This is a genomic window from Micromonospora sp. PLK6-60, assembly GCF_019890675.1.
In the GTDB taxonomy this organism is placed as follows: Bacteria; Actinomycetota; Actinomycetes; order Mycobacteriales; family Micromonosporaceae; genus Micromonospora.
Genome location: NZ_JAIOAA010000002.1, coordinates 460,286 through 485,795 on the forward strand (window position 1 = coordinate 460,286; position 25,510 = coordinate 485,795).

The 25,510-nt window shown below is 75.2% G+C and carries 23 protein-coding genes; 8 read left to right on the plus strand and 15 right to left on the minus strand.

The annotated features are described in order from the left end of the window. Window positions 1–40 precede the first annotated feature (40 nt). The 3 genes from K7640_RS05085 to K7640_RS05095 are packed head-to-tail and all read left to right on the plus strand — an operon-like array spanning window position 41 to window position 4,448. The gene (locus K7640_RS05085; RefSeq protein ID WP_222953506.1) at window positions 41–2,743 is read left to right on the plus strand and encodes an FtsX-like permease family protein; all 2,703 of its coding nucleotides are present in this window, start codon (window positions 41–43) and stop codon (window positions 2,741–2,743) included. Then, window positions 2,740–3,732: an ABC transporter ATP-binding protein gene (locus tag K7640_RS05090; RefSeq protein WP_222953507.1), complete on the plus strand. Its 993-nt coding sequence runs from the start codon at window positions 2,740–2,742 to the stop codon at window positions 3,730–3,732. The genes K7640_RS05085 and K7640_RS05090 overlap by 4 nt, the downstream gene beginning before the upstream one ends. After that, window positions 3,729–4,448, plus strand: a complete 720-nt coding sequence (locus tag K7640_RS05095) for an ABC transporter ATP-binding protein (RefSeq protein ID WP_222953508.1) — start codon at window positions 3,729–3,731, stop codon at window positions 4,446–4,448. Before K7640_RS05090 ends, K7640_RS05095 begins: the two co-directional genes overlap by 4 nt. A gap of 80 nt (window positions 4,449–4,528) precedes the next feature. Here K7640_RS05095 and K7640_RS05100 read toward each other — a convergent pair whose 3' ends face one another. The 4 genes from K7640_RS05100 to K7640_RS05115 all read right to left on the minus strand — a co-directional run bounded on the left by K7640_RS05100 (window position 4,529) and on the right by K7640_RS05115 (window position 8,883). Next, window positions 4,529–5,056 carry a hypothetical protein gene (locus K7640_RS05100; RefSeq protein WP_222953509.1) on the minus strand — a complete coding sequence of 176 codons (528 nt, stop codon included), beginning with the start codon at window positions 5,054–5,056 and terminating at the stop codon, window positions 4,529–4,531. Between the two features lie 458 nt (window positions 5,057–5,514). Then, window positions 5,515–5,967, minus strand: coding sequence for a GNAT family N-acetyltransferase (locus K7640_RS05105; RefSeq protein ID WP_222953510.1), 453 nt, complete (start codon window positions 5,965–5,967; stop codon window positions 5,515–5,517). A gap of 182 nt (window positions 5,968–6,149) precedes the next feature. After that, window positions 6,150–7,712, minus strand: a complete 1,563-nt coding sequence (locus K7640_RS05110; protein WP_374198059.1) for an alpha/beta hydrolase — start codon at window positions 7,710–7,712, stop codon at window positions 6,150–6,152. A 55-nt stretch (window positions 7,713–7,767) separates the two neighbouring features. Beyond that, window positions 7,768–8,883, minus strand: coding sequence for an ATP-dependent DNA ligase (locus K7640_RS05115; protein ID WP_222953512.1), 1,116 nt, complete (start codon window positions 8,881–8,883; stop codon window positions 7,768–7,770). Window positions 8,884–9,019: 136 nt separating this feature from the next. Between K7640_RS05115 and K7640_RS05120 the strand changes: the two genes are divergently transcribed. Further along, complete coding sequence (locus K7640_RS05120) at window positions 9,020–9,247, plus strand: hypothetical protein (protein ID WP_222953732.1); 228 nt, start codon at window positions 9,020–9,022, stop codon at window positions 9,245–9,247. 220 nt (window positions 9,248–9,467) lie between these two features. Continuing rightward, a complete protein-coding gene (locus K7640_RS05125; protein ID WP_222953513.1) occupies window positions 9,468–9,890 on the plus strand; it encodes an SRPBCC family protein in 423 nt (140 codons plus the stop codon). Here K7640_RS05125 and K7640_RS05130 read toward each other — a convergent pair. Further along, entirely contained in the window at window positions 9,865–10,359 is a 495-nt protein-coding gene (locus K7640_RS05130; RefSeq protein ID WP_222953514.1) for a GNAT family N-acetyltransferase, read from the minus strand. The genes K7640_RS05125 and K7640_RS05130 overlap by 26 nt on opposite strands. A gap of 96 nt (window positions 10,360–10,455) precedes the next feature. Between K7640_RS05130 and K7640_RS05135 the strand changes: the two genes are divergently transcribed. Further along, window positions 10,456–10,956, plus strand: a complete 501-nt coding sequence (locus K7640_RS05135; protein WP_222953515.1) for a DUF1990 family protein — start codon at window positions 10,456–10,458, stop codon at window positions 10,954–10,956. 51 nt (window positions 10,957–11,007) lie between these two features. On the opposite strand, the gene K7640_RS05140 is transcribed toward K7640_RS05135, so the two are convergent. The 10 genes from K7640_RS05140 to K7640_RS05185 all read right to left on the minus strand — a co-directional run bounded on the left by K7640_RS05140 (window position 11,008) and on the right by K7640_RS05185 (window position 23,082). After that, window positions 11,008–11,928, minus strand: coding sequence for a DNA-3-methyladenine glycosylase (locus tag K7640_RS05140; protein ID WP_222953516.1), 921 nt, complete (start codon window positions 11,926–11,928; stop codon window positions 11,008–11,010). Window positions 11,929–12,121: 193 nt separating this feature from the next. Further along, window positions 12,122–12,793 (minus strand): hypothetical protein, encoded by a 672-nt coding sequence (locus K7640_RS05145; protein WP_222953517.1) that lies wholly within the window; start codon window positions 12,791–12,793, stop codon window positions 12,122–12,124. A 227-nt stretch (window positions 12,794–13,020) separates the two neighbouring features. Further along, entirely contained in the window at window positions 13,021–13,803 is a 783-nt protein-coding gene (locus K7640_RS05150; protein WP_222953518.1) for an anti-sigma factor, read from the minus strand. Then, on the minus strand, window positions 13,800–14,498 hold the full coding sequence (locus K7640_RS05155) for a sigma-70 family RNA polymerase sigma factor (protein ID WP_222953519.1): 699 nt from the start codon (window positions 14,496–14,498) through the stop codon (window positions 13,800–13,802). The genes K7640_RS05150 and K7640_RS05155 overlap by 4 nt, the downstream gene beginning before the upstream one ends. Window positions 14,499–14,580: 82 nt before the next feature. Then, window positions 14,581–15,438 (minus strand): spermidine synthase, encoded by an 858-nt coding sequence (locus K7640_RS05160; RefSeq protein WP_222953520.1) that lies wholly within the window; start codon window positions 15,436–15,438, stop codon window positions 14,581–14,583. Next, window positions 15,438–16,409: a hypothetical protein gene (locus K7640_RS05165; RefSeq protein WP_222953521.1), complete on the minus strand. Its 972-nt coding sequence runs from the start codon at window positions 16,407–16,409 to the stop codon at window positions 15,438–15,440. Before K7640_RS05165 ends, K7640_RS05160 begins: the two co-directional genes overlap by 1 nt. Then, window positions 16,406–18,880, minus strand: coding sequence for an AAA family ATPase (locus tag K7640_RS05170; RefSeq protein ID WP_222953522.1), 2,475 nt, complete (start codon window positions 18,878–18,880; stop codon window positions 16,406–16,408). The genes K7640_RS05165 and K7640_RS05170 overlap by 4 nt, the downstream gene beginning before the upstream one ends. Next, window positions 18,880–20,028 carry an exonuclease SbcCD subunit D gene (locus K7640_RS05175; RefSeq protein WP_222953523.1) on the minus strand — a complete coding sequence of 383 codons (1,149 nt, stop codon included), beginning with the start codon at window positions 20,026–20,028 and terminating at the stop codon, window positions 18,880–18,882. The genes K7640_RS05170 and K7640_RS05175 overlap by 1 nt, the downstream gene beginning before the upstream one ends. A gap of 10 nt (window positions 20,029–20,038) precedes the next feature. Further along, the gene (locus K7640_RS05180; protein WP_222953524.1) at window positions 20,039–21,787 is read right to left on the minus strand and encodes an ATP-binding protein; all 1,749 of its coding nucleotides are present in this window, start codon (window positions 21,785–21,787) and stop codon (window positions 20,039–20,041) included. A gap of 545 nt (window positions 21,788–22,332) precedes the next feature. After that, window positions 22,333–23,082: a pyrimidine reductase family protein gene (locus K7640_RS05185; RefSeq protein ID WP_222953525.1), complete on the minus strand. Its 750-nt coding sequence runs from the start codon at window positions 23,080–23,082 to the stop codon at window positions 22,333–22,335. Between the two features lie 150 nt (window positions 23,083–23,232). On the opposite strand from K7640_RS05185, the gene K7640_RS05190 reads away from it, so the two are divergent. After that, window positions 23,233–23,778, plus strand: coding sequence for a plasmid pRiA4b ORF-3 family protein (locus tag K7640_RS05190; protein ID WP_222953526.1), 546 nt, complete (start codon window positions 23,233–23,235; stop codon window positions 23,776–23,778). A gap of 322 nt (window positions 23,779–24,100) precedes the next feature. Then, window positions 24,101–25,417 carry an ABC transporter substrate-binding protein gene (locus K7640_RS05195; protein ID WP_222953527.1) on the plus strand — a complete coding sequence of 439 codons (1,317 nt, stop codon included), beginning with the start codon at window positions 24,101–24,103 and terminating at the stop codon, window positions 25,415–25,417. Window positions 25,418–25,510 lie beyond the last annotated feature (93 nt).

The window sequence follows — 25,510 nt, forward strand, 5'->3', positions numbered from 1 at the left end:
GTCGGGCCGTACGCGACGGCGAACCGGGCGGGGTGGCGTGATGGGACTGTTCGCGGTGCTGCGCCGGGTCCGCGCCTTCGGCGGCCACTTCCTGCTCCTGGCGGTGCTCGCCCTGGTCACCGCGTTCCTGGTCAGCGGAATGCCCCGGACGGGCAACCGACTCGCCCAGGAGGGCCTGGACCGCTACCTGACCCGGCAACCCGCCGCCCAGCGGGACCTGACGTACGCGGGCAACGCGATCACCGTCGCGGACGGGGTGTCGATGACCGGGCAGCGCGCCGCGCGCCTGGACGAGCTGCCGGAGAAGATGCCGGCGGTGATCCGGCAGGCCATCGCGCAGCGCTGGTACCAGGCCGACACCGCCCCCGGCGAACTCAAGGGGGCGGACCTGGCCGCCCGCAACCTCAAGGTCGAACTCACCCTGCGGGCGATGCCCGGCGCCGAGCAGGCCGCCGACCTCGCCGAGGGGCGGTGGCCGGCCGCCAGCCAGCCGAAGGACCGCCCGATCGAGGTGGTGCTGGCGCGCGAGGCCGCCGGCAAGCTGAACCTGCGGGTGGGCAGTCGGCTGACCCTGCACCGGATCGGCCCGGGGCCGGACCCGGACCCGTCCTTCGTGACGGTGGTCGGGCTGTTCACGCCCCGCGACCCGGCCGACGGGGCCTGGGACGGCCTGCCGCAGGCGCTGAAGGTGTCCGAGCCGCAGGGCGAGTCGGGGCCGTTCGGGCTGGTCGGGCTCACCGCCGCCGGCCCGGTGGACCGGCTGGTCGCGGCGGGCTGGGCCGGCCGGTTCAGCTGGCGCTACCGGGTGGGTGCCGACCGGATCAAGGTGCAGGAGCTGGACGACCTGGTCGCCGGGGTACGGCAGGTGCAGCGCGAACCACCGCCGGGCACCGAGTTCAGCCAGGGCCTCGACGTGCTGCTGACCCGCTTCGACGACACCGTCGACGCCGCCCGTACCCTGCTCGCGGTCATCTCCGCCGGGGTGCTGGCCACCCTCGGCGGCCTGGTGGCGCTCGCCGCGGGGCTGGCCGCGCGGCGCCGGCGGGCCGAGTTCGCGCTGCTCCGCGCCCGGGGCGGCGGGCGGGCCACCGGCCCGGCCCGCAGCCTCGCCGAGGCGCTGCTGGTGGTGCCCGTGGCGGCGGCGGCCGGCTGGCTGCTGGGCACGCTGGTGCCCGGCGCGCCGGGCGACTCGATCGGGCTGGCCCTGGCCGCCGGCGTGGCGATCACCCTCGCGCTGCCGGTCGCCGCGCTGGTCGCGGCGGGCGGCGACGGCCGGCGGGACCTGGTGCGGATGCGTCCGTCCACCCGCCGGCTCACCCTGGAGCTGTCCCTGCTCGCCCTGGCCGTGCTGGCCGCCGTGCTGCTGCGCCGGCGCGGGCTGGCGGCGGGCACCGTGGATCCGCTGCTGGTCACGGTGCCGGTGCTGCTGGCCGTGGCCGCGGCGGTGGTCGCGCTGCGCCTCTACCCGTGGCCGCTGCGCCTGGTCAGCCGGTTCGCCGCCCGCGCCCGCGGCACGGTGGCCTTCCTGGGCACCGCCAGCGCCGGCCGGTCCGGGGTGGCGACGCCGCTGGTCGTGGTGGTGGTGGCGATCGCCACCGCGGCGTTCTGCGGGGTGGTGGCCGCCGGCATCGAGGCCGGCCGGGACCGGGCGGTCACCCGGGCGGTGCCCGCCGACGCGGCGATCCTCGGCACCCGGCTCGCCCCGGACACGGCGGCGGCGCTGGAACGGGCGGCCGGCGTACGCGCGGTGACCCCGCTGGCGCTCGGCGGCGGGCAACGGCTCGCCACCGACGCCGAGGGCACCGACGCCCGGCTCGGCGACGTCACGGTGCTGGTGCTCGACGGCGCGGGTTTCGCGGCGGTGGCGGACGCCGCCGGCGTGCGGGTGCCGGTGCCGGACGCGCTGCGCGCCCCGGCGGGCGCCGGACCGCTGCCGGCGGTGGTCTCCCCGCAGCTGGCGGCGGACCTCGCCGACGCCGGACTGGAGACCACCGCGTTCGTCCCGGTGCAGGGGCGGCGGCAGCCGTTCCGGGTGGCCGCCACCGCGGCGGACTTCCCGCTGGTCGACACCGGCCGGTACCTGGTGCTGCCCTGGTCGGCGCTGCCCGCCGGGCAGCGGGACGCGGTGGTGCCGACCGGTTTCCTGGTGGCCGGGGACGACCTGGACGACGCGGAGCTGGCCCGGATCGGCAACGAGGGCCAGCGGCGCTACCAGACCAGCGGCGCGGTGAGCACCAACCGCAAGCCGCTGGACGTGCAGGTGCGGACCTGGGCCGCGCAGCGGGCCGAGCTGGGCGCCGGCGGGGCCAACGGCCTGCTGGCCTTCGGCTTCGTCGCGGGCACCGTCGGCGGGACGGTGCTCGGCCTGCTCGCCATCGCCTTCACCGTGCTGGCCGGGGCCCGGACCCGGGGTCAGGTGCTGTCCCGGCTGCGCACCCTCGGCCTGTCCCGCCGGCAGGGCCGGGGGCTGCTCCTGGTGGAGCTGGCGCCGCTGGTGGCGGTCGCGGTGCTGACCGGCGCGGTCACCGGCGCGCTGCTGCCGCTGCTGCTCACCCCGCTGCTGGGGCTGTCCGCGTTCACCGGCGGCGTGCCGGTGACCGCGGCGTTCGAACCCGGGCTGGTGGCCGGCGCGGTGCTGCTCGCCGTGATCGCCCTGGCCTTCGCCGTCGCGGTCGAGGCCGTCAACAACCGCCGGCAGCGCCTCGGGGAGGCGCTCCGGCTCGGAGAGGAGAACGGAGAATGACAGTCACCGCCGAGGCGGCCGGCGTTCCCGACCTGGCCGCCCTGCAACAGCGGGCCGCCCAGCGCGCCGCGGAACGGGCCGGCGGGCAGGACCGGCTGCGCGGGCACATCGTCTGCGACGGCCTGGTTCGCATCTTCAAGACCGAGGGGGTGGAGGTCTTCGCCCTCCAGGGGCTCGACCTGGTCATCGACCGGGGTGAGCTGGTGGCGATCGTGGGCGCCTCCGGGTCCGGCAAGTCGACCCTGCTGAACATCCTCTCCGGCCTGGACACTCCCACCGCCGGCATCGCCCGGGTGGCCGAGTACGACCTGCTGTCGCTGTCGGCCCGCAAGCGGCTGGCCTACCGGCGGGAGGTGGTCGGCTTCGTCTGGCAGCAGACCGGCCGCAACCTGCTGCCGTACCTGACCGCGCTGGAGAACGTGGAGCTGCCGATGAAGCTGGCCCGGCGTGGCGGCGGCGGGCGGGCCCGCCGCAAGCGCGCCCGCGAGCTGCTCGACCTGGTCGGCGTGGGCCACCTCGCCGACCGCAAGCCGAGCCAGCTCAGCGGCGGCGAGCAGCAACGCTGCGCGGTGGCCGTGGCGGTCGCCAACGACCCGGAGATCCTCTTCGCCGACGAGCCGACAGGCGAGCTGGACGAGGCCACCGGCGCCGAGGTCTTCGCCGCGCTGCGCACCATCAACGCCGAACTCGGCGTCACCATCGTGGTGGTCACCCACGACCACGCCGTGGCCGGCCAGGTCCGGCGGACCGTCGCGATCCGCGACGGCCGGACCGCCTCGGAGGTACGCCGGACCGCGCGCATCGGCGCGGACGGCAGCACCGAGCTGGTCAGCGAGGAGTACGCGGTGCTCGACCGGACCGGGCGGATGCAACTGCCCGCGCCGTTCGTCGAGGCGCTGTCGTTGCGGGACCGGGTCCGGCTGAACCTGGAACCGGATCACGTCGAGGTCCGGCCGGGTGACCGGCGCGAACGGGGAGACGAGGAATGAGCGAGCAGGTGGCGGTGCGGGACAGCCGCGCGGCGGTGACCGACGACGTGGTCCAGGTCGAGCAGGTCAACCGCACCTTCGGCCGGGGCGAGCACGCGGTGCACGCGGTGCGGGACGTCTCGCTGACCGCCCGGCGGGGCGAGCTGGTGGTGGTGCGCGGCCGGTCCGGTGCCGGCAAGACCACCCTGCTCAACCTGGTCGGCGGGCTGGACCGGCCGGACTCCGGTCAGGTGCGGGTGGCCGGGCGCGACGTCAGCGGCGCCCCGGAGCGGGAGTTGCTGGAGTTGCGTCGGGGCACCATCGGCTTCGTGTTCCAGACCTTCGGCCTGGTGCCGATCCTGTCGGCGGCGGAGAACGTGGGCGTGCCGCTGCGGCTGGCCCGGGTGCCGGCGGCGGAACGCGAGGAGCGGGTGGCGGTGCTGCTGGAGCTGGTGGGCCTGGGCGGGCAGGCGCAGCAGCGGCCGTACGAGCTGTCCGGCGGCCAGCAGCAGCGGGTGGCGGTGGCCCGGGCGCTGGCCAACGAACCGGCCCTGCTGATCGCCGACGAGCCCACCGGCCAGCTCGACTCGGAGACCGGCCGGTCCATCATGGACCTGCTCCGGGCCGTGGTGCACGCCCGGGGCATGACCGCCTTGGTCGCCACCCACGACCCCGCCCTGATCGAACTGGCCGACCGCACCCTAACCCTCCGCGACGGCCGCCTAGCCACCGACTGACCCCCCGTGCCCCGGGCCAGCCCCGTTGATCATGAAGTTTGCGTCGCCCGCGCGGGTGTGACGTGACGCAAACTTCATGATCAACGGGGGTGGGGGCGGCGGTGGTGGTGGTTGAGGGCTAGGAGGAGCAGGAGGGGGCCCCAGAGGAGGAGGGGGGCGTAGCAGGTGGCCAGGAGGGCGAAGCCGGCCGGGGGGAGGCCCAGGTCGTTGCCGTTGACGGCGACGCCCCAGGCGGCGTACCCCCAGATCAGGGTGAGCGCGACGGCGCCCGTGGTGGCGGTGCTGACCGCGAACCACGGCGGCACCCGCCGGCCGCCGACCAGCGGCAACCAGTGGGGGAGCACCTGGCCCCACGGCCGGACCAGGCCGAGCGAGAGCAGGGCGAGCCCCTCCGAGACCAGGCTGAGCGACACGATGTAGAGGCTCTCGCCCAGCCCGGGGCGGATCGGCACGCCATGCACGCTCACCCCGATCGGCAGCCCGACGACCAGGGCGATCCGCCACAGGCCGGACGGCAGGACGAGCAGCGGGATGAGGTGGGCGACGCGGACCGCCCAGCGGGGCGCGAACCCGGCCCGGGGGACGGCGGGCGTGGTGGCTACGGACATGGCGACCTCCTGAGGTGACCCGTCCAGCCTGGCCGGCGGCGCGGCCTCGGCCCTCCCGGCCGCCGGGGAACCGATTCCCCGGCGCGGGGGAGCGACGACCGCCCGGGCGCCGGGCTCCGACGACGGCCCGGTCGCCAGCCGCTCCGCGAGACGCCGTATACCGGGCCATCGGGCCCGCCTTACGCCGCGACATGCCGCACATCGGGCGGACCTGCCCGCCGCAGACGGCGCTTCCGTCCCGCCGAAGGGCCCGCATGCGGCATGGGGGCCCTTCCGCGGGCGCCGAAGGGCCCGCACGCGCCGAGTCGGGCGTTCCGCACGCGCTGAGTGGGTGTTCCGTCCGTGCCGAAGGCGCCCGCGACAGGCCGCAACCGGGCCATCGGGCCCGTTTTACAGCGCGACACGCCGCACATCGGGCCGACCGGCCCGCCACCGTGACGCCGGTTCTGGCCCGACCGTCAGAGCGCCAGCTTCATCCCCTCGTGGCTGGCCACGAAGCCGAGGTCGCGATAGAAGCGGTGCGCGTCGGTGCGGGTCTTGTCGGTGGTGAGCTGCACCAACCCGCAGCCGCGCCGCCGCGCCTCGGCGACGGCCCAGGCCATCATCCGCCGGCCCAGGCCCTGGCCGCGCAGGTCGGACCGGACCCGCACCGACTCGATCAGGGACCGCTCGGCGCCGTGCCGGCCCAACCCCGGGATGTACGTGATCTGCATGCACCCGACCAGTTCCCCGCCCCGGTCGGCGACGATCAGTTGGTTACGGGCGTCGGCGCTGATGTCCGCGAACGCCCGCTCGTACGCCTCGTCGACCTCGGTGAAGTCGCGGGCCTTGCCCAGCACGTCGTCGGCGAGCAGGGCGAGGACGGCGGGCAGATCGGCCCGGACCGCCTCGCGGAGGGTCACATCGGTCATCGCGGCAGCCTGACACACCGACGTGCAGCGATGCCGCCGGCCTGCCGGGTATGCCGCCGACCTGCCGAAGATGCCGCTGGCCTGCCGGCCTGCCGAAGATGCCGCTGGCCTGGCCGGGTATGCCGCTGACCTGCCGGCGATGCCGCTGGCCCGCCCGCCGGCGGTCCGCCCCGGCGCCGCCGTCAGCGGGCCGGGCAGCGCAGCCCGTCGCGCGGCACGGTCAACGAGATCAGGTAGGCGTCGACCGCGTCGGTGATGCAACTGGTCTGCGGGTAGGCCGTGTGCCCCTCGCCCTCCCAGGTGAGCACCCGCCCCACCCCGAGCATCGAGGCCAGCGCCGGGGTCTGCTCGTAGGGCGTCGCCGGGTCACCGGTGGTGCCCACCACCAGGATCGGCGGCGCGCCGACCGCCTTGCCGGTCGGGTACGGGTCGCGCTGGCCCGGCCACTCGGCGCAGCCCAGCATCCCCACCGCCAGCGCGGGTCCGAACAGCGGGTATGTCGCGCGCCACTGCGACTGCAACTGGCGGATCCGCTCCAGGGTGGGCTTCTCCGTCTCGTCGGCGCAGTTCACCGCCAGGTTGGCGTCGAACAGGTTGGTGTAGTGGCCGTCCGGCCCGCGCCCGGCGTACGCGTCGGCGAGTTTGAACACCTCGGCCGGGTCGCCGGCCGCCAGCTTGTCGATGGCCCGGGCCAGCTCCTGCCACCCGGACTCGGTGTAGAGGGAGGAGATCACCGCGTAGAACACCCAGCCGGAGGTGGCCTCCCGGCCGTCGGCGCCCCGCACCGGGGAGACCTTCGCCTTGTCGATGGCCGTGGTGACCGCGGCCCGGGCGTCGGGCGCGATCGGGCAGCGACCGGCGTTCGCCGCGCACCACCGGTCGAAGTTGTCGAACGCCCGCTCGAAGCCCCGGGCCTGGCTCTCCGAGCCCGCGATCAGCTTCTGCTGCGGATCCACCGCGCCGTCGAGCACCAGCGCCCGGACCCGGTTCGGATAGAGCTGGGCGTAGGTGGCGCCGAGCAGGGTGCCGTAGGAGTAGCCCAGGTAGGTGAGCTTCTCGTCGCCCACGGCGGCGCGGACCGCGTCCATGTCCCGGGCGGCCTGCTCGGTGCCGTAGAGCGGGAGCTGGTCACCGTACTTGTCGCCGCAGCCCTTGCCGATCCGACGGTTCAACGCGACGAAGCCGTCGAAGGACGCCTGGTCCGCCGGGTCGGGGTCGTAGCCGAAGCTGGCGTCCAGGTCGACGTCGGAGATGCACTTCACCGGGCTGGACCGGGACACCCCGCGCGGGTCGAAGCCGACGATGTCGAACCGGTCGGTCACCGAGGTGGGGAGGCCACCGAAGGTGGGGCCGAAGGAGAGGTAGACCGCGGTGTCGACGCCGGAACCGCCCGGGCCGCCCGGGTTGATGACCAGTGAGCCGAGCCGGTCCCGCTGCTTCGTCGACCGGGCCCGCAGCAGGGCGATCTCGAACGTCTCGCCGGTGCCCGGGCCGCCGGTGGCGCCGGTGCCGGAACCCCAGTCGCGCGGGACGGCGATCGTGGCGCAGTCGTAGCGCATGCCGGCCGCGCCCCGGCCGACCAGCTCGTCGGGGATCTCCGGGCAGGGCCGCCAGGTCGGCGCGTTGCCCGGCGCGGCGGCCCCGCCCGCGCCCTCCGTGCGCGGCGCGAACGCCGGCAGGGTGCAGCCGGCGGCGACCAGCGCCGCGGCGACCAACCCGGCCACGGTGAGCCGGGCCCGGCGGATCCGGTCGGGGAAGCGGGTCACGTCTCGACCTCCGGTGATCGTCTCGACGGCCAGGCTACGCCCGGCCGCCCGGCCCGGGCTCGACGGTGGCCGCCGGGTCGCCGCGCAGGACCTGGTCCACGTCGTAGCGGATCGGACGGTCGAGCTGGTCGTAGCCGCAGGAGCGGGGATCGCGGTCCGGCCGCCAGCGGACGAACTGTGCGGTGTGCCGCAGCCGGTCGCCCTCCATCGCGTCGTAGCCGACCTCGGCCACCAGCTCCGGCCGCAGCGGCTCCCACTCCAGGTTCTTGCCCCCGGTCCACCGGCTGACCCCGCCCGGGATGCGCTGCCCGCGCTCGTGGTCGCCGTGCACCCAGGGGTGCTCGGCGCCGACGTCCCGGTACGGCTCCAGCTCGGTCAACAGCTCCTGCCGGCGGGCCGCGGTGAACGACGAGCTGACCCCGATGTGGTGCAGCACCCCGGCGTCGTCGTAGAGGCCGAGCAGCAGCGAGCCGACCACCGGCCCGGACTTGTGCCAGCGGAAGCCGGCCACCACCACGTCGGCGGTGCGGGCGTGCTTGACCTTGAACATCAGCCGCTTGCCCGGCTCGTACGGCAGGTCGGCCGGCTTGGCGATCAACCCGTCCAGCCCGGCGCCCTCGAACACGTCGAACCAGCGGCGGGCCGTCTCCGGGTCGGTGGTGACCTGGGTGACGTGCACGGGCGGGCGGACCGTGGCCAGCGCCGCCTCCAGCCGGGCCCGGCGCTGCGGGTAGGGCTGGTCGGTGAGCAGCTCGTCGTCCAGCGCGAGCAGGTCGAAGGCGACGAAGTCGGCCGGGGTGGTCTCGGCGAGCAGCTTCACCCGGGAGGCGGCCGGGTGGATCCGCTGGGCGAGCAGCTCGAAGTCGAGCCGGGGCTGGCCGTCGGGGCCGTCCCGGCGGATCACGATCAACTCGCCGTCGACCGCGCACCGGGGCGGCAGTTGGCGGCGCGCCTGCTCGACCACCTCGGGGAAATAGCGCGTCATCGTCTTGCCGCCCCGGCTGGCCAGCTCGACCTCGTCGCCGTCGCGGAAGATGATCAGGCGGAAGCCGTCCCACTTCGGCTCGTACGTCATGCCGTCGGCGGTGGGCAGGCGGGGCACGCTCTTGGCCAGCATCGGTTCGACCGGCGGAGTGATCGGCAGGTCCACGGCGACCAGTCAATCAGACGGCACCGACAGTCGTGAGGCACATCACCCGCCGGGCGTGGGGGGCGTGTCCCGTCCCGTTCCCCGCGTCCCCCGGGACCGGATCGTGTCTGCCCAGCTCAGCGCTACCGTCGCCGACGTGCGGGAGTGGTACTGCGAGTGCTGCGGGCGGTGGCGGGTCAGCATCGAGCTGATCCGGGGCCGGCACCGGTACCGGCTCGCCCACCGCTACCGGCCCGAGCACGGCGGCGGCTGGAACGTGCTCGGCGAGGTGGGCGCCGTGGCCGAGCTGGCGGACCTGCTCCGCCGGCACGCCGGACCCGACCTGGCCGACCTGCGCGAGGCCGACCTGCCCGAGGCCGGCTGACCAGACCGGCTGACCAGGCCACCGACCACCGCGACAGCCCGGACCAACGGCCGGGCCGGTCATGCTGGGCCGCAGCCGGTCGGGTCGTCGGTCGGGCTGGGGCAGCGGTCGGGGCGGCGCCGGAGCTACCGGCGGCGGTACGCTCGCCTCCCGGCGTCGCGCGGCCTGCCGCGGCGAGCCCACCCGGACACCGGTGCCCGGCTCGGTGAGGAGGCTCCCCATGCGCTTCGAGGCGACGACCGAGGTGACCGCGCCGCAGGAACTCGTCTGGGACGTGACGACCGACGTCGAGCGCTGGCCCGAGTGGACGGAGTCGGTGCGCCGGGCCGAGCGGCTGGACTCCGGCCCGTTCGCCGTCGGCGCCGCGGCCCGGCTCGAACAGCCCCGGCTGCGCCCGGCGGTCTGGCGGGTCACCGAGCTGGTCGCGCCGGCGTACTTCCGGTGGGTCTCCCGCAGCCCGGGGGTCCGCACCCTCGCCGAGCACCGGTTGGAGCCGCTGCCCGACGGCCGGGTCCGGGTGGTGCTGTCCGTGGCGCAGACCGGACTGCTGGCCCCGCTGGTCGGCCGGCTCGGCGGCGACCTGATGCGCCGTTACCTGCGGATGGAGGCGGACGGCCTCAAGCGCCGCTGCGAGCGGGGTTGACCACGGGCTTCTCCAGGATCGCCAGCCCGGGGCCGTTGCCGTCCGGGCGGTGATCGACGATCCGGTAACCCTGCCGGTGGTAGAGCCGGAGGTTGTCGGCGCTGTTGGCGCCGGTGAACAGGGCGAACCGCGCCGTCCCCGGTGGGCAGGCGGCCTCGATCGCGGCCAGCAGCCGGCTGCCGACGCCCGAGCCCTGCCGGTCGGGGGCCACCGCCAGCCGGCCGATGTGCGCGGTGTCGCCGTCCAGCCGGGCGCGCACCGAGCCCACCAGCCGGGCGCCGTGCCGGGCCACCAGCACCACCGTCGGGCCGGCGAGCACCGCCCGCACCTCGTCCAGCGTCTCGGTCAGCGGCGGCAGGAACGGGTCGGCGTACCGCTGCGCCTCGACCAGGTACGCGGCCCGCTGCACGGTGAGGATCTCGCCGGCGTCGTCGACGCTCGCGGGAACGATGACTGTCGCTGCCGTCACCGGGACAGTCCAGCACAGCGCGCGGTGGCGCCGCCGGGCGGCCCGTCCGCCGCGCCCGTACGCTGGCGGTGTCCGGCGGCGGCGGAGGTGACCATCGTGACCGAGTTGACGTACCCGCAGGTCGGGGCGACCCGGCAGGGGCCGCTGCCGGCCGGCTACCACCACCTGCGGCACCGGGTCCGGCTGCCGGACGGCTGCTTCGCCAGCGCGGCGCGGGCGGTGCTGACCTGGCGGCTGCACCGGGCGGCCGGGGTGGCGATGCGCACCGCGGCGCCCCGCGCCGACGTGGGCGTCCGGGTGACCCCCGGCCTGGGGGTCGGCCCGCTGCGGTTGTGGGGGCCGACCGAGGTGGTCTGGGTGGCGGACGAGCCGGACCGGGCCGGCTTCGGCTACGGCACCCTGCCCGGGCACCCGGAGATCGGCGAGGAGGCGTTCCTGGTCCGCCGCGACGGCGACGCGGTGCTGTTCGAGGTGGTGGCGTTCAGCCGCCCGGCGCACTGGTACGTGCGCGCCGCCGGCCCGGCCACCCGGGCCTTCCAGCGGGCGTACGCCTGGTGGTTGGGGCGGACGCTGCGCCGGCTCTGCGCGGCCGGCTGACCGGGGAGCGGGTCGGCAGCGGGCCCGGCCGGCGGCGGGCGGGCGGCCCGGTCAGAAGCGGGCGAAGGAGCGGATCGGCATCCGTGGCCCGTACCGGGGCGCCTGGACGCCGGCGGCGGCCAGCAGCACGCAGACCCGGCCGCGGTGACCGCGGAACGGCGCCAGCAGTTCGAGCATCCGGGCGTCGTCGGCGCGGGCCTCGCCGGCCAGCGCCCAGGCCACCGTGTTGGGCACGTGGTAGTCGCCGACGCTCACCGCGTCCGGATCGCCGTACGCGACGCGGACCACCTCGGCGGCGGTCCACGGGCCGATGCCGGGCACGGCGGTGAGCCGGCGGGTCGCCTCGGCGGCGTCGGCGCAGCGCTCCAGCCGGTCGGCGACGGCGGCGGCGCGGCGCAGCGTGTCGGCCCGCCGCTGTTCCACCCCGAACGGGTGGAAGGTCCAGTACGGCGCGGCGGCCACCGCTGCCGGGTCCGGCGGCAGCAGCAGCGGCTGCCGGGGCCCCGGCGCCGGCTCGCCGAAGTGGCGGACCGTCGCCGCGTACGCCCGGTACGCCTCCTTGCCGGTGACCTTCTGCTCGAAGACCGCCCGCAGCACCCGGGGGAAGACCAGCCCGGTGGCGGGCATCCGCAGCCCGTGGTGCCGGGCGGCGAGCCGGGCCACCACCGGGTGCGCGGCGGCCAGGTCGGCGAACCCGGTCAGGTCGTCGCGGAGGCCGGCGATCGCGTCGGCCCGGTCCACCACCCAGCCGCCGCCCGGGCCGTACCCGTCGGCCACCACCGCGCCGCCCGCCGGTCGCAGGCTCAGCGTGGCCGGGCCGTCCGGGGTGCGGGTGGCCCACCAGAACGCGCCGTCCGTGATCCGGGCGCACGGATCGTACGGGCTGAAGGTCAGCGGCCGGACCGAGTCGGCCAGCCGGTAGCCGGGTGGCGGGCGCAGCTCGCGGCGGGCGCTCGGCGCGGTCTCGGTCACCCCGACACTCTGCCACGGCCGGGCCCTGCGACGAACGCCCCCGACCCGGTGCACCGGGGGCGGAACGGGTCGCGGCGCCGGCCCAGGTGCGGGCCGGCGCCGGATCCCGGGACGCGGGGGCGCTGCCGGTGCGTGGCGTCCAGGTGGTGACGGTGGCCGGTCGCGCCCTCCCCGGCGGCGACCGGCCACCGGGTCAGTACGAGTAGCCGCCGTCCTCCGAGCCGCCACCGGCGCTGTCGTCAGCGTTGTCCGCCGGCGGTTCCACCGGCTTCGGGGTGCCCTTGGGCAGGCAGGTCAGGTTCTTCTTGCCGTCCGGGGCGACCACGAACCAGGTGCCGCCGACGGCCTGGCCCTTCCACTGGCCGGGCTTCTTGTCGCCGATGTAGCGGTAGAGCGGCCAGCCGCCGAGGGTGATCTGGCGGGTGCCGTCCTGCCGGGTGACCGTGCCGACCTTGTCGTCGGAGACCCCGTTGAGCTGGGGGTTGCCGTCGGTGAGCGCGGGCGGCCAGACCTTGGCGCACTTGCCCACGCAGTTGGACGAGGGCGGGTCGGCCGAGTCCTTGTCGAACCGGTAGAGGATCCACCCGTCCTGGTCGGTCACCACGTTGCCCATCCGGGCGACCTTCTTGCCGCGCAGTTCGTCGGTGAGCCGCACGTTGGCCGGCGGCGCCGCGTCGGTGGCCGGCGCGTCCTGGCTGGCCTCCGGCTCGGCCTCGGCCGTGGGTTCTGCCGCCGCGGTGGGTTCGGCCGCGGCGACGGCGACCGGCTCGGCCGCGCTCGTGTTCGGGTCGTAACCTGCGGGAGCGCAGGCCGTCAGCGCGACCATCGCGCTAGCGACGATGACGGTCCGCTTCATCTGTGCCACGTGCCCTCCTGATGCTTGGCAGTTCGCCAATGAGTACGGGCCGGCCGCTGTCAAGGTTGAACATCGATGAGTGGCTCATTTCACATCCGATCGGTTGAACCGCCCGACCCGATCGTTCGTGCCCCGAGGCGACGGCCCCCGCGCGGGGCACCACGGGCGGGCCCGGCGGCCGGGCACGACGAAGGCGCCGGTCGGACCCGCCGACCGGCGCCTTCGTCAACCCACCGCTACAACGGCACCTTCACCAGTGGAGTGGCCACCCCGTTGGCGTCCACCGACTCGATCTGCATCCTGCGGATGTCGCTGCGGGGCACCGCCGTCGCCGCCTGCAACTGCAACGGCAGCGGGTTGCTGTTCGTGCCGTACCCGGTGCCCGGCACCGACCAGGAGGACACCACCTCGGTGGCGTTGTTCTTGCGCACCACCACCAACCGGCAGGTGCGCGGCCCCGGCAGGCGGGTCAGGTTGAAGTTGACGAGCGTGCCGAACTCCTTCTCCGCCAGCCACAGATCGGCCTTGACCCCGGTGCTCTGGTCGGTGGCGCTCACCGGATCGCCGTCCGGGAGCTGACCCTCGCCACCGACCCCCGGCCCGGTGACCGTCGGCCCCGGCGTGGGCTGCTCCGGCCCGGCGGTGGACCGGCCGGTCGGCAGCGCCTGCGGCGCGCCGGCCGAATCGGTGAGGCTGGCGATCCCGACGCCGGTCAACCCGCCGAACACCACGACCGCGGCGGCGGCGGCGAGGACCTGCCGCATCCGGGCCCGACGCCGGTCCGCCCGGACCGCCACCAGGGTACGGTCCAGCAGGGCCGGATCGGTGGCCGTCTGCTCCAGCGCCATCATCGTCTCGCCGTCGATGCCGGAGAGCAGCCCCACCACCGGCACCATCGTCTCCAGCTCGGCGGCACACGCCCAGCAGGTGGCGAGGTGCTCCTCGAACCGTTCCGCCTCCTGCTGGTCCAGCACGCCGAGCGCGTACGCGGCGACGTCCATGTGGTCGACCCGGCTCATTCTGTCACCCCCCGCTCCTGCAGAGCCGTACGCAGCGCGCGCAACGCGTAGTAGACCCGTGACTTGGCGGTGCCGAGCGGGAGCCCCAGTTCCTCCGCCGCCTCCGGCACCGTCCGACCTCGAAAGTACGTCGCCACCAGGATTTCCCGGTGCGACTGGCTGAGCGTACGTAGCGCGTCGGCCATCGTCATCGTGCGCAACACCCGTTCGGTGCTGTCCGCCTCGGCGAACGCGGTCAGGTCCCGGTCGTACGTCTCCGCCGGCCGGGCCTGCTCGCTGCGGTGCTCGTCGATCGCGATCCGCCGGGCCACCGTCACCAGCCAGGGCCGCAGCGACCCCTGACCGTGCACCCCGAGCCGGTGCGCGTTGCGCCAGGCCCGCAGCAGGGTCTCCTGCACGATGTCCTCGGCGCGCTGCCGGTCACCGCCGGTCAGCCGCATCACGAAGGCCAGCAGCGGCCCCGCGTGCTCGGCGTACAGCAGCCGGATCAACTGGTCGGAATGACTGGCCTCGGTGGACGTCGCCTGATGGCGCCCGGGCGCCGGTCGCGGCGTCACCGGCTCATTCTGGCGAGCCGCCGGGCGGGCGTCGACCCCCCGGCCAGACCTGGACGCGCGCGACTGGGGCTGAGCCCGGGCGGATCGCCACTCGGGCCGCGCCATGTCGCCGTGCCAGCCGGCCGCCACCGCATGCATGCAGACCTCCGGTGTCAAATGACATCAGCCGGCCCCCCACGGGCATGGCTGCCCGGTGGTACGCAGCAACCCGCCGGACGGATCAACGCCCGGCCGAAAAAATTCCGGGCGGCGGCGGAGTGGAGTCGGTGGCGTCGGCGTCGCGCACCACGGCCGCACCCGAGGCGAACCGGTCCAGCTCCGCGCCGGCCACCACCCGGCCGGGGAACCAGTCCCCGGCGGCCCGCCGGGTCAGCTCCGGCACCGGCGGCTCGACCCGGCCCGCCACCAGCACCAGGTTGCCGTAGCGGCGCCCGCGCAGCACCGCCGCGTCGCTCACCAGGCAGGCATGGGGCAGCACCGCGCGCACCGTGGCCACCTGCGCGCGGGCGTGCCGCAGCGGCGGGCCGTCGGCGATGTTGGCCAGATACCAGCCGTCCGGCCGCAGCACCCGGGCCACCTCGGTGGCGTATTCCACACTGGTCAGGTGGGCCGGGGTCCGGGCACCGGCGAAGACGTCGGCGACCACCACGTCGAAGGCGGCATCCCGGGTGGCGGTCAGGGTGGCCCGGGCGTCGGCGACCCGCACCCGCAACCGGGGGTCGGCCGGCCAGGGCAGCTCCCGGCGGACCAGCTCGACAAGCGCGCCGTCCACCTCGGACACCCGCTGGGTGGAGCCGGGCCGGGTGGCGGCGACGTACCGGGGCAGGGTCAGCGCGCCGCCGCCCAGGTGCAGCACCCGCAGCGGCGCCCCGGCCGGGGCCAGCAGGTCGAACGCGGCGGCCAGCCGCCGGACGTACTCGAACTCCAGGTGCGTCGGGTCGGCCAGGTCCACGTGCGACTGCGGCGCGCCGTCCAGGAGCAAGGTGTACGACCGGGGCCGGTCCGGGTCCGGCACCAGCTCGGCCCGGCCGGTGTCGACCTGCTCGGCCACCCGGTCGGTGGCCCGCTTGCGGCCCATCAGCGGCGCATCCCGCCGGCGCGGGCGGCGGCCGTCAGCGCCCGGTGCAGCAGCCGTGCGTCGCCCAGCAGCCCCCGCAACCGGCGCTCCAGCCCGGCGATCGGGATCAGGTTCTGCGGGGCCCGCGGGTCCTTGTACGGGGTGGAGGCGAACCGGGGCAGGGTGACCAGCGACAGGTCGGCCAGCTCGATCGCCTCGGCGGCGGTCAGCTCGGCCGAGCACTCCATCCGGACGATGCCCGCCCAGGGCGCGCCGGCCGCCACCGGCAGCCGCAGATACCACGACCAGCCACCCCACGCGGTGCCGAGCTTGAACACCGGCGAGCGCTGCCCGGAGCGCAGGCCGGTGACCACGGCGGTGAGCCGGGCGTCCAGGTATTGGCTGTGCTGGGTCTTGATGTAGCCCAGAGTGCGCGGCAGTTGCCGGCGGCTGCGCAGCGGACCGTCCACCACCAGCAGGTCGCCGTCGGTGCGGGCGGCGTCGGAGACGGCCACCTCCAGCGCGGTGAGCGGCCCCTGCACCGCCGCCGGCAGCTTGCTCAGCTCACCGGCGCCGCCGACCCGGTGCACCGGGTAGCGGACCTGGCCGCAGACCACCTCGGCCGCCGACGGGCTGGCGGTGAACAGGCCCCGCTCCACCCGCGCCCCGGCCAGCTCGGCCACGCCGCGCTCCAGGTCGCAGCGGACCACGCCGGCCGCGTACGAGGCGGCGATGCCCGGAAAGGACGCGCCGTCGTCCTCGGCCGTCCACACGCTGGCGTCGATCCGGCGTACCCCGTCGACCAGCAGCACCACGTCCGGCGCCCGCAGCTGCGGCCGGGGGTCGATCGCCCGCCAGTCCACCGCGGGCAGTTCGGCGTCCGCCTCCACCTGAGCGCTGCTCGGGGCCGCCGGCCCGCCGGCGGACGCCTCGAACGACGCCCCGTACGCCGGATCCCACGCGTCGACGAAATACCGTGGTGGACCGCTCACAGGCCGGTCCGTTCGATCCGGGCGGTCCGGGCGTCCTTGCGTACCTCGAAGCGGACCGGGATGCGTTCGGCCAGCGCCGGCACGTGGGTGACCACCCCGACCATCCGGTCGCCCCGGGCGGCGAGCCCCTCCAGGGTGGCGGCCACCGTGTCCAGGGTGGCCGCGTCCAGCGTGCCGAAACCCTCGTCCAGCACGATCGACTCCAGGCTGGCGGCCGTGGTGGACATCCCGGCCAACTGCTCGGACAGCGCCAGCGCCAGGGCCAGCGACGCCTGGAACGTCTCGCCGCCGGAGAGCGTGCGCACCCCCCGGCGCAGCCCGGCGTCGTGGTGGTCCACCACGGCGAACTCGCCCTTGTCGTGGACCAGGTCGTACTGGCCGCCGGAGAGCTCGCGCAGGATCCGGGAGGCGCCGTCGACCAGCAGGTCCAGCGCCTCGGCCAGCAACCACCGCTCGAAGTTGTTGGCCCGCAGGTGCCCGGCCAGGGCCCGGGCCACCTGGGCCCGCTGCCGGTGCTCCTCCCGCTGCCCACGCAGCTCGGCGGCCTGCTCCCGGCGCTCCTCCAGCCGCCGGTGCGCCGCCTCGGCCCGCTCCACCGCCACCGCCACCGCGCGGACCGGGTCGTCGGCGGGCGGCAGCCCACCGCCGGCGAGCAGCCCGGCGATCCGCTCCGCCACCACCCCCGCCGCCGCCTCGGCCCCGGTGACCGCCGCGGCGACGCCGACCCGCTCGGCGCGCCGCCGCTCGGCCTGCCCGCCGGCCCACGCCACCAGCGCCGCCCAGGCCCCGGCGACGTCGTCCCGGTCGGCGGCCGGCGGCCCGAACCGGGCCAGCCCGTCCCGGGTGGCGTCGAAGTCCCGCCAGGCGCGGCGCAGCCGCTCCTGCGCGCCGTCGAGCGCCGCGCGGGCCCGGCGGGCGGCGTCCCGGCCGGCCCGGACCCCGCCGGCGGCCTCCTTTAGGGCGCGGCGCAGCCGGTCGTGCTCGGCCAGCGACTCCCGCAGCGCGGCCGGCGGGGCGGCGCCGGCGAGCTGCGCGTCCAGCTCGGCCAGCCGGCCGCGCAACTGGTCGTCCTGGGCCCGGGCGCGCAGCAGCATCCGGTCCAGCTCCCGGGCGGCGGCGTCGCGTTCCTGCACGACCCGCTTCGCCGCCTCGCTGGCCGTGCGGGCCGCCTTGCCGGCGGCGACCGCCCGGGCCACCGCCGAGCCCTTCGGCGTGGCCGGCACCCGCGGCACCACCTGCTCGCAGACCGGGCAGGGGGCGCCGGCGGTCAGGTGCGCCCGTAGCGCCACCGCCTGGTCGGTCGCCTTCGCCTCCTCGTGCGCCCGGAACGCCGTCTCCAGCTCCACCTCGGCCCGCTCGGCGGCGGCCCGGGCCTGGGCGAGCGCCTCGGCCGCCGCGTCGTGCTCGGTCTGCGCCGCCGCCACCGCCGCCCGCACGGCCGCCGCCTCGCCGGTCAGCCGCTCCCGGTCGGCGTGCGCCCGCAGCAGCAGCCGCAGCGCGCTCTCGTCGCCGGCCGCGGCCAGCTCACCGCGCAGCTTCTCCTCCCGCTCCTCGGCCAGCCCGACCGCCGCCGCGGCCTCGTCGGCCGCCGCGCGGGCCGCCGCCACCGCCCGGGCCAGCTCCGCGATCCCGTCCGGTGCCCGCACCCCGGCCAGCACGGCCAGCTCCGCGTCCAGCCCGGCCAGCTCCGCCGCCCGCTCCCGCGCCGCGGCCCGGGCCCGCTCCAGCTCCGGTACGGCGGCCTCGACCGCCCCGGACAGCTCCCGCATCGCCCCGACCCGCCCGGCCGCCTCGGCCAGCGCCTCGTCGTCGACGTCGGCCAGCCCGGCGAGGATCCGGTCGACCTCCTCCAGCTTGGCCTCCACCCGGCCGGCGCGTTCGGTGGCCAACTTCTGCACCCGCTCGTAGACGCCGAGCCCGAGCAGGTTGACCAGGATCTGCTGCCGGGTGGCCGGCTTGGCGTGCAGGAAGTCGGCGAACTGGCCCTGCGGCAGCACCACGCAGCTGGTGAACTGCTCGTACGGCAGCCCGACCGCCGCCAGCACCGCCGAATCCATCTCGGCGGCCGTGCCGGCCAGCACCTCGCCGAGATCGTCCGGGCTGAGCCCGGTGTCCAGCTTGGTCACGTCGAAGCCGGGCGGCATCAGTTGCAGGCCGGCGCCCGCCGTCTTGACGTTGCCCCGGCCGTCCCGGCGCACCACCCGGGTGGCGACGTAGCGGTCGCCGGCCGACTCGAAGACCAGCCGGACCCGGGCCTCGGTCGCCGACGGCGCCAGCGCGTTGGCGATGCCCCGGGTGCCGCCCCAACGGGGCACCGTGCCATAGAGGGCGAAGCAGATCGCGTCCAGCACCGTGGACTTCCCGGAGCCGGTCGGCCCGACCAGCGCGAAGAAGTCCGCGTCGGTGAAGTCGACGGTGGTCTCCTCGCGGAAGACGGTGAAGCCCGCCAGGTCCAGCCGGATCGGGCGCATCAGCGGTCAACCTCCTCGAAGAGCTCGTCGAAGAGCTCCCGGACGCCCTCGTCGGCGTGGCCCTTGCTGTCCAGGTAGTCGGCGAACAGCTGGCGGGGTGAGCGGCCGGCCCGCTGGGCGGTGGCGGTGCCGCTGCCCGGCGCCGGCACCAGCTCCGGGTCGATCCGGATCTCCAGCGCCCGGGGCAGCAGCTCCTGCACCTCCTCGCGCAGCCCGGCCCGGGGCTGCTCGCGGACGTACACCCGCAGCCAGCCCTCCGGCACCTCGATCTCGGCGAGCTGCGCCAGGGTGCCGCGCACCGTACGCAGCGGCACCGCCGCCGGCACCGGCACCTCGCGGACCTGGGCGGCGGTCGTGGCGGTCACCTCCACCAGGGTCACCGACGGGACGTTCTCCTGCTCGCCGAAGTCGACCGCGAGCGGGCTGCCGCTGTAGCGGATGGGGGCGGGGCCGATCACCCGCTGCGACCGGTGCAGGTGGCCCAGCGCCACGTAGTGCGCGTTGCCCGGGAAGATCGTCGCCGGTACGGCGTAACCCAGCACGGTGTGCGCGTCCCGCTCGCCGCCGCCGGTGCTCGCCCCGACCACGGTGACGTGGGCGGTGACCAGGTGCACCCGGTCCGGCTCGGTGAAGCCCTCGGCCAGCCGGCCGAGCACCCGGCCCAGGTGGTCGGCGTAGGTCTGGTTGGCCTCGGCGGCGGTCAGCTCGTACATCTCCACCGCGCGGACGGCGTACCGCTGGGAGAGGAAGGGCAACGCGGCCAGCTGCCAGCGCTCGCCGTCGCCGGTGACCCCGTCGATGACGTGCTCGGCCGGATCTTCCCGGACGCTGCCGCGCAGGGTGATCCCGGCCGCCTCGGCCCACGGCCGCAGCGCGTCCAGGGCCGGCCCGTTGTCGTGGTTGCCGCCGATCGCCACCACGTCCGCGCCGAGCCGGCGCAGCGCGGTCAGCGCCCGGGTGACCAGGCGGGTGGCCTCCGGTGTCGGCGCCGCGGTGTCGTACAGGTCACCGGCGATGATCACCAGGTCGGGGCGTTCGGCGCGGGCGATCTCGATCACCCCGGCCAGCACCTGCTTGTGCTCGTCGAGGCGGGACTGCCCCTTGAGCACCTTGCCGACGTGCCAGTCCGAGGTGTGCAGGATCTTCACGGTTCCCCCACTAGAACGGGATGTCGTCGTCGGTGGAGCCGGAGCCGACCACCGCGAACGGGTCGGCCGACTGGGTGATCGAGCGCAGCGTCTGCGAGGGGGCCCGGCCCGCCTCGGAGACCCGGGTCGCCCACGCCGGGAAGGGGAACTCCAGGCAGAGCGGGACCGGGATGTCCGGCTGGTTGACGAACATCGTGCCCGGCTTGGCCAGCAGCGCCCGTTGGCGCTGGGCCGGCGGGAGGAAGCCGTATTCCGGGCGGGACGCCTCAGCCGGGTCGAGCCGGCCGACCACCCGGACCGCCGAGTTGGTGACGATCCGCCGCTCGACCTCGCTCGCCGTCTGCTGGGCGCCGACCAGGATCACCCCGAGCGACCGGCCCCGCTCGGCGATGTCCAGCAGCACCTCCTTGATGGGGGAGGAGCCCTCGCGCGGGGCGTACTTGTTCAGCTCGTCGAGCACCACGAAGAGCAGCGGCTTGGCGGTGCCGGCCTTCTCCTTGCGCTCGAACTCGCTCTTGAGCGTCACGCCCACCACGAAGCGCTGCGCCCGGTCCGGCAGGTTGTGCAGGTCGACCACGGTGACCTGGGCGCTCTCGGCGGTGTTGATGCTGTGCGGGCGGCGGGTGGCCAGGTCGCCGCGGATCAGCCGGCCCAGGTCCTTCTTGCTGCCGATCAGCCGGCGGGCGAAGGCGTTGACCGTGCCCAGCCCCACCGCGCTGCCGGCCCAGTCGCCCCGGGTCTCGTCGTCGTTGAGCTGCTCCACCACGTGGTCGACCAGGTCGGCGTAGGAGCCGAGCCGGACCCCGTCGATGCTCACCCCGCCGTCGGCGGGCTGGGCGTAGCGGGCCAGGTGCGCGGCGACCGAGTGGACCACCATCGTGTACTGCTGGCGCTCGTCGTCGGCGTCGGCGAAGACGTACGGCAGGAGACGGTCGGCGCAGAACTCGGCGAGGGTCCAGTAGAAGCTGTCCACCCCGGTCAGCCGGCTGGACACGTCCGGCGTGCCGGAGGAGTCGCCGACCCGGGGCGGGGCGTACACCCGCACGTCGGGGAAGGCGCCGGCGGACAGGCCGAGCTTCGCGTACCCGGCGCGGGTCGCGTCGTCGAGCCGGGTGTTGGGGTGGTCGAGGAAGAGCAGGTCCTCGCCCTTGACGTTGAAGATGAGCGCCTTGGCGTTGACCGCGTCGCCGCCCAGCACGCCGGAGCGGAACACCGAGTAGAGCAGGAAGGTGGCGAAGCTGGTCTTGGTGGCCACGCCGGAGATGCCGGAGATGGAGACGTGCGCGCCCCGGGTGCCGTCGAGGAAGTCGGCGTTGAGATAGACCGGCACGCCGTCGCGGCCCATCCCCATCGGGATGCGCCGCTCCATCCGGTCGAAGTGCAGCGCCCGGGCCCGGGCGTCGCCCTCGGCCCGGTGCACCGTCGCGCCGGGCGCCGGCGGGACGTAGAACTCCGGGTCGACCCGGGTGGTGGTGATCTCGGCGGCCTCCTGCACCTGGGCGGGGAGGGTGCCGTCGGCGATGGCGAAGACGTCCGAGTCGAACTGGGCCCCCTCGTGCCGGGCCCGGACCTGGGTGACCACCCCGGCGATCGTCACCGGCTCCCGGTCGGGCAGCTCCCGGCGGGTCACCACCACGTCGTCAAGCTGGAGGTAGCTGTCCGGGGAGACGGCCGTCCAGAACTGCAACGGGGTGGCGTCGGCGGTGCCCAGCACCCGGCCGACCGGCTCACCAGGGCTGTCGCTCAGGTCGTCGGTCACGCCTGCATCCTGCCCGAGGGATGCGACAGGTTGCCACGCGACGCGGCGGACGCCACGCCGATCGTCCGTGCTCGCTCGCTGGGTGGGTTCGACCGACCACGGGGAGTGCGAATGCGCCTCCGCGGCGCTTCGGCACGAGTGCCCGGGCCGGCGTGGCGTCGGTGTCCCTGGCCGGCGGCGTGGCGTCGGTGTCCCGGGCGGTCGGGGTGGTGCCGCCGGGCCGTGGGGAGCCCGTGCGGGCCCTACCAACTTGATGTCGCAGACGAATCAGAGCGGGGACAACTTCCGGCGTTTCGCGGTGTCGTCACCGGGTCCTTGAATCGTTCACGTCATCAAGTTGGTAGGCGCTGGACCGCACCAGCCGTCCCCCGGTCGACCGCTTGTGCAACGCCAGACGCCGGCAGTTGACCGCAGTCGTCGGCAGTTGACCGCGGTCGTCGGCAGCCCGGGCCGTGGTGGCGTGACCGAGCCAGGAGGCCGCCTACCGGGGTGGGCGGCGTGACCGAGCCGGGAGGCCGTCGACCGGGGCGGGCGGCGTACCGTGATCAGCCCCTGCGGGTGTAGCGCAGCATCAGTACCCCGTCCGCGGCGGCCAGCACGTGCCGCAGCCCGAGCTGCCGGGGCACGGTGGCGGCGCCGGCGGTGATCCGGCCCGGCCCGGGCCCGGCCAGCAGCGGGGCGACGGTCAGGCAGAGCTCGTCGACCAGGTCGGCGGCGGTCAGCGCGCCGAACAGGTGTGGCCCGCCCTCGCACAGCAGCTCGGCCAGGCCGCGCCGGCGCAGCTCGGCCAGGCCGGCGGCCAGCTCCACCCGCTCCTCGCCGCAGCGGATGAGGTCGGCGACGTCGGCCAGCCCCGGTGGCGGTCGCACCCCGGCGCGGGTGAGCACGATCGGCCGCACCGGCGCGTCGGCGAAGGCCGCCTGGGCCGGGTCGAGGTCGAGTGAGCCGGAGACCACGATCAGGGTCGGGTACTCGGCGAGCCCGTGCTCGCGCCGCCACGCCCGGCGCGCCGCGCTGAGGCGTACCGCCCGGTAGCCCTCGTGGCGCAGCGTGCCGGCGGCGACCAGCAGCCCGTCGCAGAGCATCCGCAGCAGGCCGAAGACCCGCTTGTCGGGCTCGCCGGAGAGCCCCTCGGAGTAGCCGTCGAGGGTGACCGCGCCGTCGAGGCTCGACACGAAGTTCACCCGCAGGTGGGGGCCGCCGGCCCGGCCGTAGAGCGCGGTCAGCTCCGGATCGGACAGCGGCGCGGGGTCGGGCGCCGGCCAGAGCCGGGAAATCGGGATTCCGACGGTCATTCGCCGGCCGGACCCGTGACCGGCGGGGTCGGTTCGGGGGTACGGTGCTGGCAGTCGCACCACTTCCGGCCCGGACATTCGTCGTGCCGCCGCTCCCGGCACGCTCGGCAGATCATGCCGGCAGCCTATGCGGTGGAAGGAGGGGACAGCATGCCACGTCAGATCTTCCTGGTGAAGATGTCCCTGGCCGGGGTGCGGCCCCCGGTCTGGCGGCGGGTGCTGGTCCCCGGTGGGTTCACCCTCGACCGGATGCACCGGGTGGTGCAGTACGCGATGGGCTGGCAGGACTGCCACCTGCACTGCTTCGACATCGACGGCGTTCAGTACGGCGAGCCCGATCCGGACGGCGAGCTGGCGGTCCGCGACGAGCTGGACGTGCGGCTCGACGCGGTGGTCGGCAAGGGCAGCCGGTTCCAGTACACGTACGACTTCGGTGACTGGTGGGAGCACGACCTGCTGGTGGAGGACGCGGTGACCGGGGAGCCGGAGCAGCGGTACCCGTTCTGCGTCGACGGGGCCCGGGCGTGTCCGCCGGAGGACGCCGGCGGGCCACCGGGATACCAGCTCCTGCTGGCCGCCCTGGCCGACCCGGCGCATCCCGAGCACGACGCGATGCGCCGCTTCGTCGGTGACCGCTTCGCGCCGGAGGCGTTCGACGCCGGCCGGGTGAGCACCCTGCTGCGCCGCCTCTGCTGACCGGCGCGCGCCCGGCCCGACGGGCGCGACCGACGAGTCGGACGCGGTGATCCGCCGCTGCCCGCTCCGGTATGTCCGGGATCCAGCGATCCATCCCTGTCAACGCCCGCCTCCGCGCGGTAACGAAATGGGAACGCTCCCAGGTCGGTATTGACACCCTCGACACCCGACGGCAATCTCATGGGAGCGCTCCCGGTGGTGACGTGGCTCTCTCCAGGTTCCTTCCGGATGCCGCCGTCGGCGTCGTCCGGCGGGCGGTCGCGCCGTGCAGCAACCCCCCACCACACACACAACGCCTCACTATCGAAAGAGGGGTCTGAAGATGACCGTCCCCATCCGTCGCCGGCGGCTCGCGGCCATCGCGCTCGCCTCGGTCGCGGTGCTCGTCGCCGCCACCGCCTGCAGCAGCGACGACTCGCCGGAAGGCGGCACCGCCGACGACCCGATCACGCTGGTCGTCGACGTCTTCGGCGACCAGGGCTTCGGCTACGAGGAGCTCTACAAGCAGTACCAGGCCGAGCACCCGAACATCAAGATCACCGAGCGCGGCAAGGGCCTCGGCCTGGGCGACTACAACACCCGGCTGACCCAGCAGATCACCGCCGGCGCCGGGGCCGGTGACGTGGTGGCCCTGGAAGAGGGCACCATCGTCCAGTTCTTCCCGCAGACCGCCAAGTTCGAGAACCTGGCCGACTACGGCGCCAACGACCTCAAGGACAACTTCCTGCCGTGGAAGTGGGAGGCGGGCGTCACCCCCGACGGCACGGTGCTCGGCCTCGGCACCGACGTCGGCTCGATGGCGCTGTGCTACCGCACCGACCTGTTCAAGGCCGCCGGCCTGCCCACCGACCGGGAAGAGGTAAGCGCGCTCTGGCCGACCTGGGACGACTTCATCGCCACCGGGCAGAAGTTCGCCGCCGCCGACAAGAAGCACAAGTTCGTCGACTCGGCGACCAACTTCTACAACATCGTGCTGATGCAGACGGCCAGCAACGGCAGCGGCCAGACCTACTACGACAAGAGCAACAAGCTGATCATCGGGGACAACCCGGACGTCAAGACGGCGTACGACCTCTCCACCAAGATGATCGCGGCCGGCCTGTCGAACAACCTCCAGTCGTTCTCCAACGAGTGGAACGCCGGCTTCAAAAACGGCAGCTTCGCCACCATCGGCTGCCCGGCCTGGATGACCGGTGTCATCAAGGGTCAGGCCGGTGACGGGGCGGCCGGCAAGTGGGACATCGCCAAGGTCCCCGGCGCCGCCGGCAACTGGGGCGGCTCCTGGCTGGCCGTGCCGAAGTCGAGCAAGCACCCGAAGGAGGCCGCCGACCTGGCCAAGTTCCTGACCAGCACGAAGGGCCAGGTCGAGGCGTTCAAGGCGGTCGGCAACCTGCCGTCGTCCCCGCAGGGTCTCGAGGACCCGGCGGTGGCCGGAGCCACCAACGAGTACTTCAGCGGCGCCCCGACCGGCAAGATCTACGCCGCCGGTGCGAAGGAGCTGAAGCCGGTCTACCTCGGCCCGAAGAACAACGCGGTCCGCACCGCCGTGGAGAACACCCTGCGCGCGGTCGAGCAGGGCAAGCCCGCCGCGGAGCAGTGGCAGGCAGCGCTGAAGAACGGCGAGGCGGCCGGCAAGTAGCCCGGCCCTACCGCCCGGTCACGGGTGGTGCCGACCGACACCGGCGGCACCACCCGTGATCCCGCGTCGGAGCCCGTGATCCGGCGTCGTCGC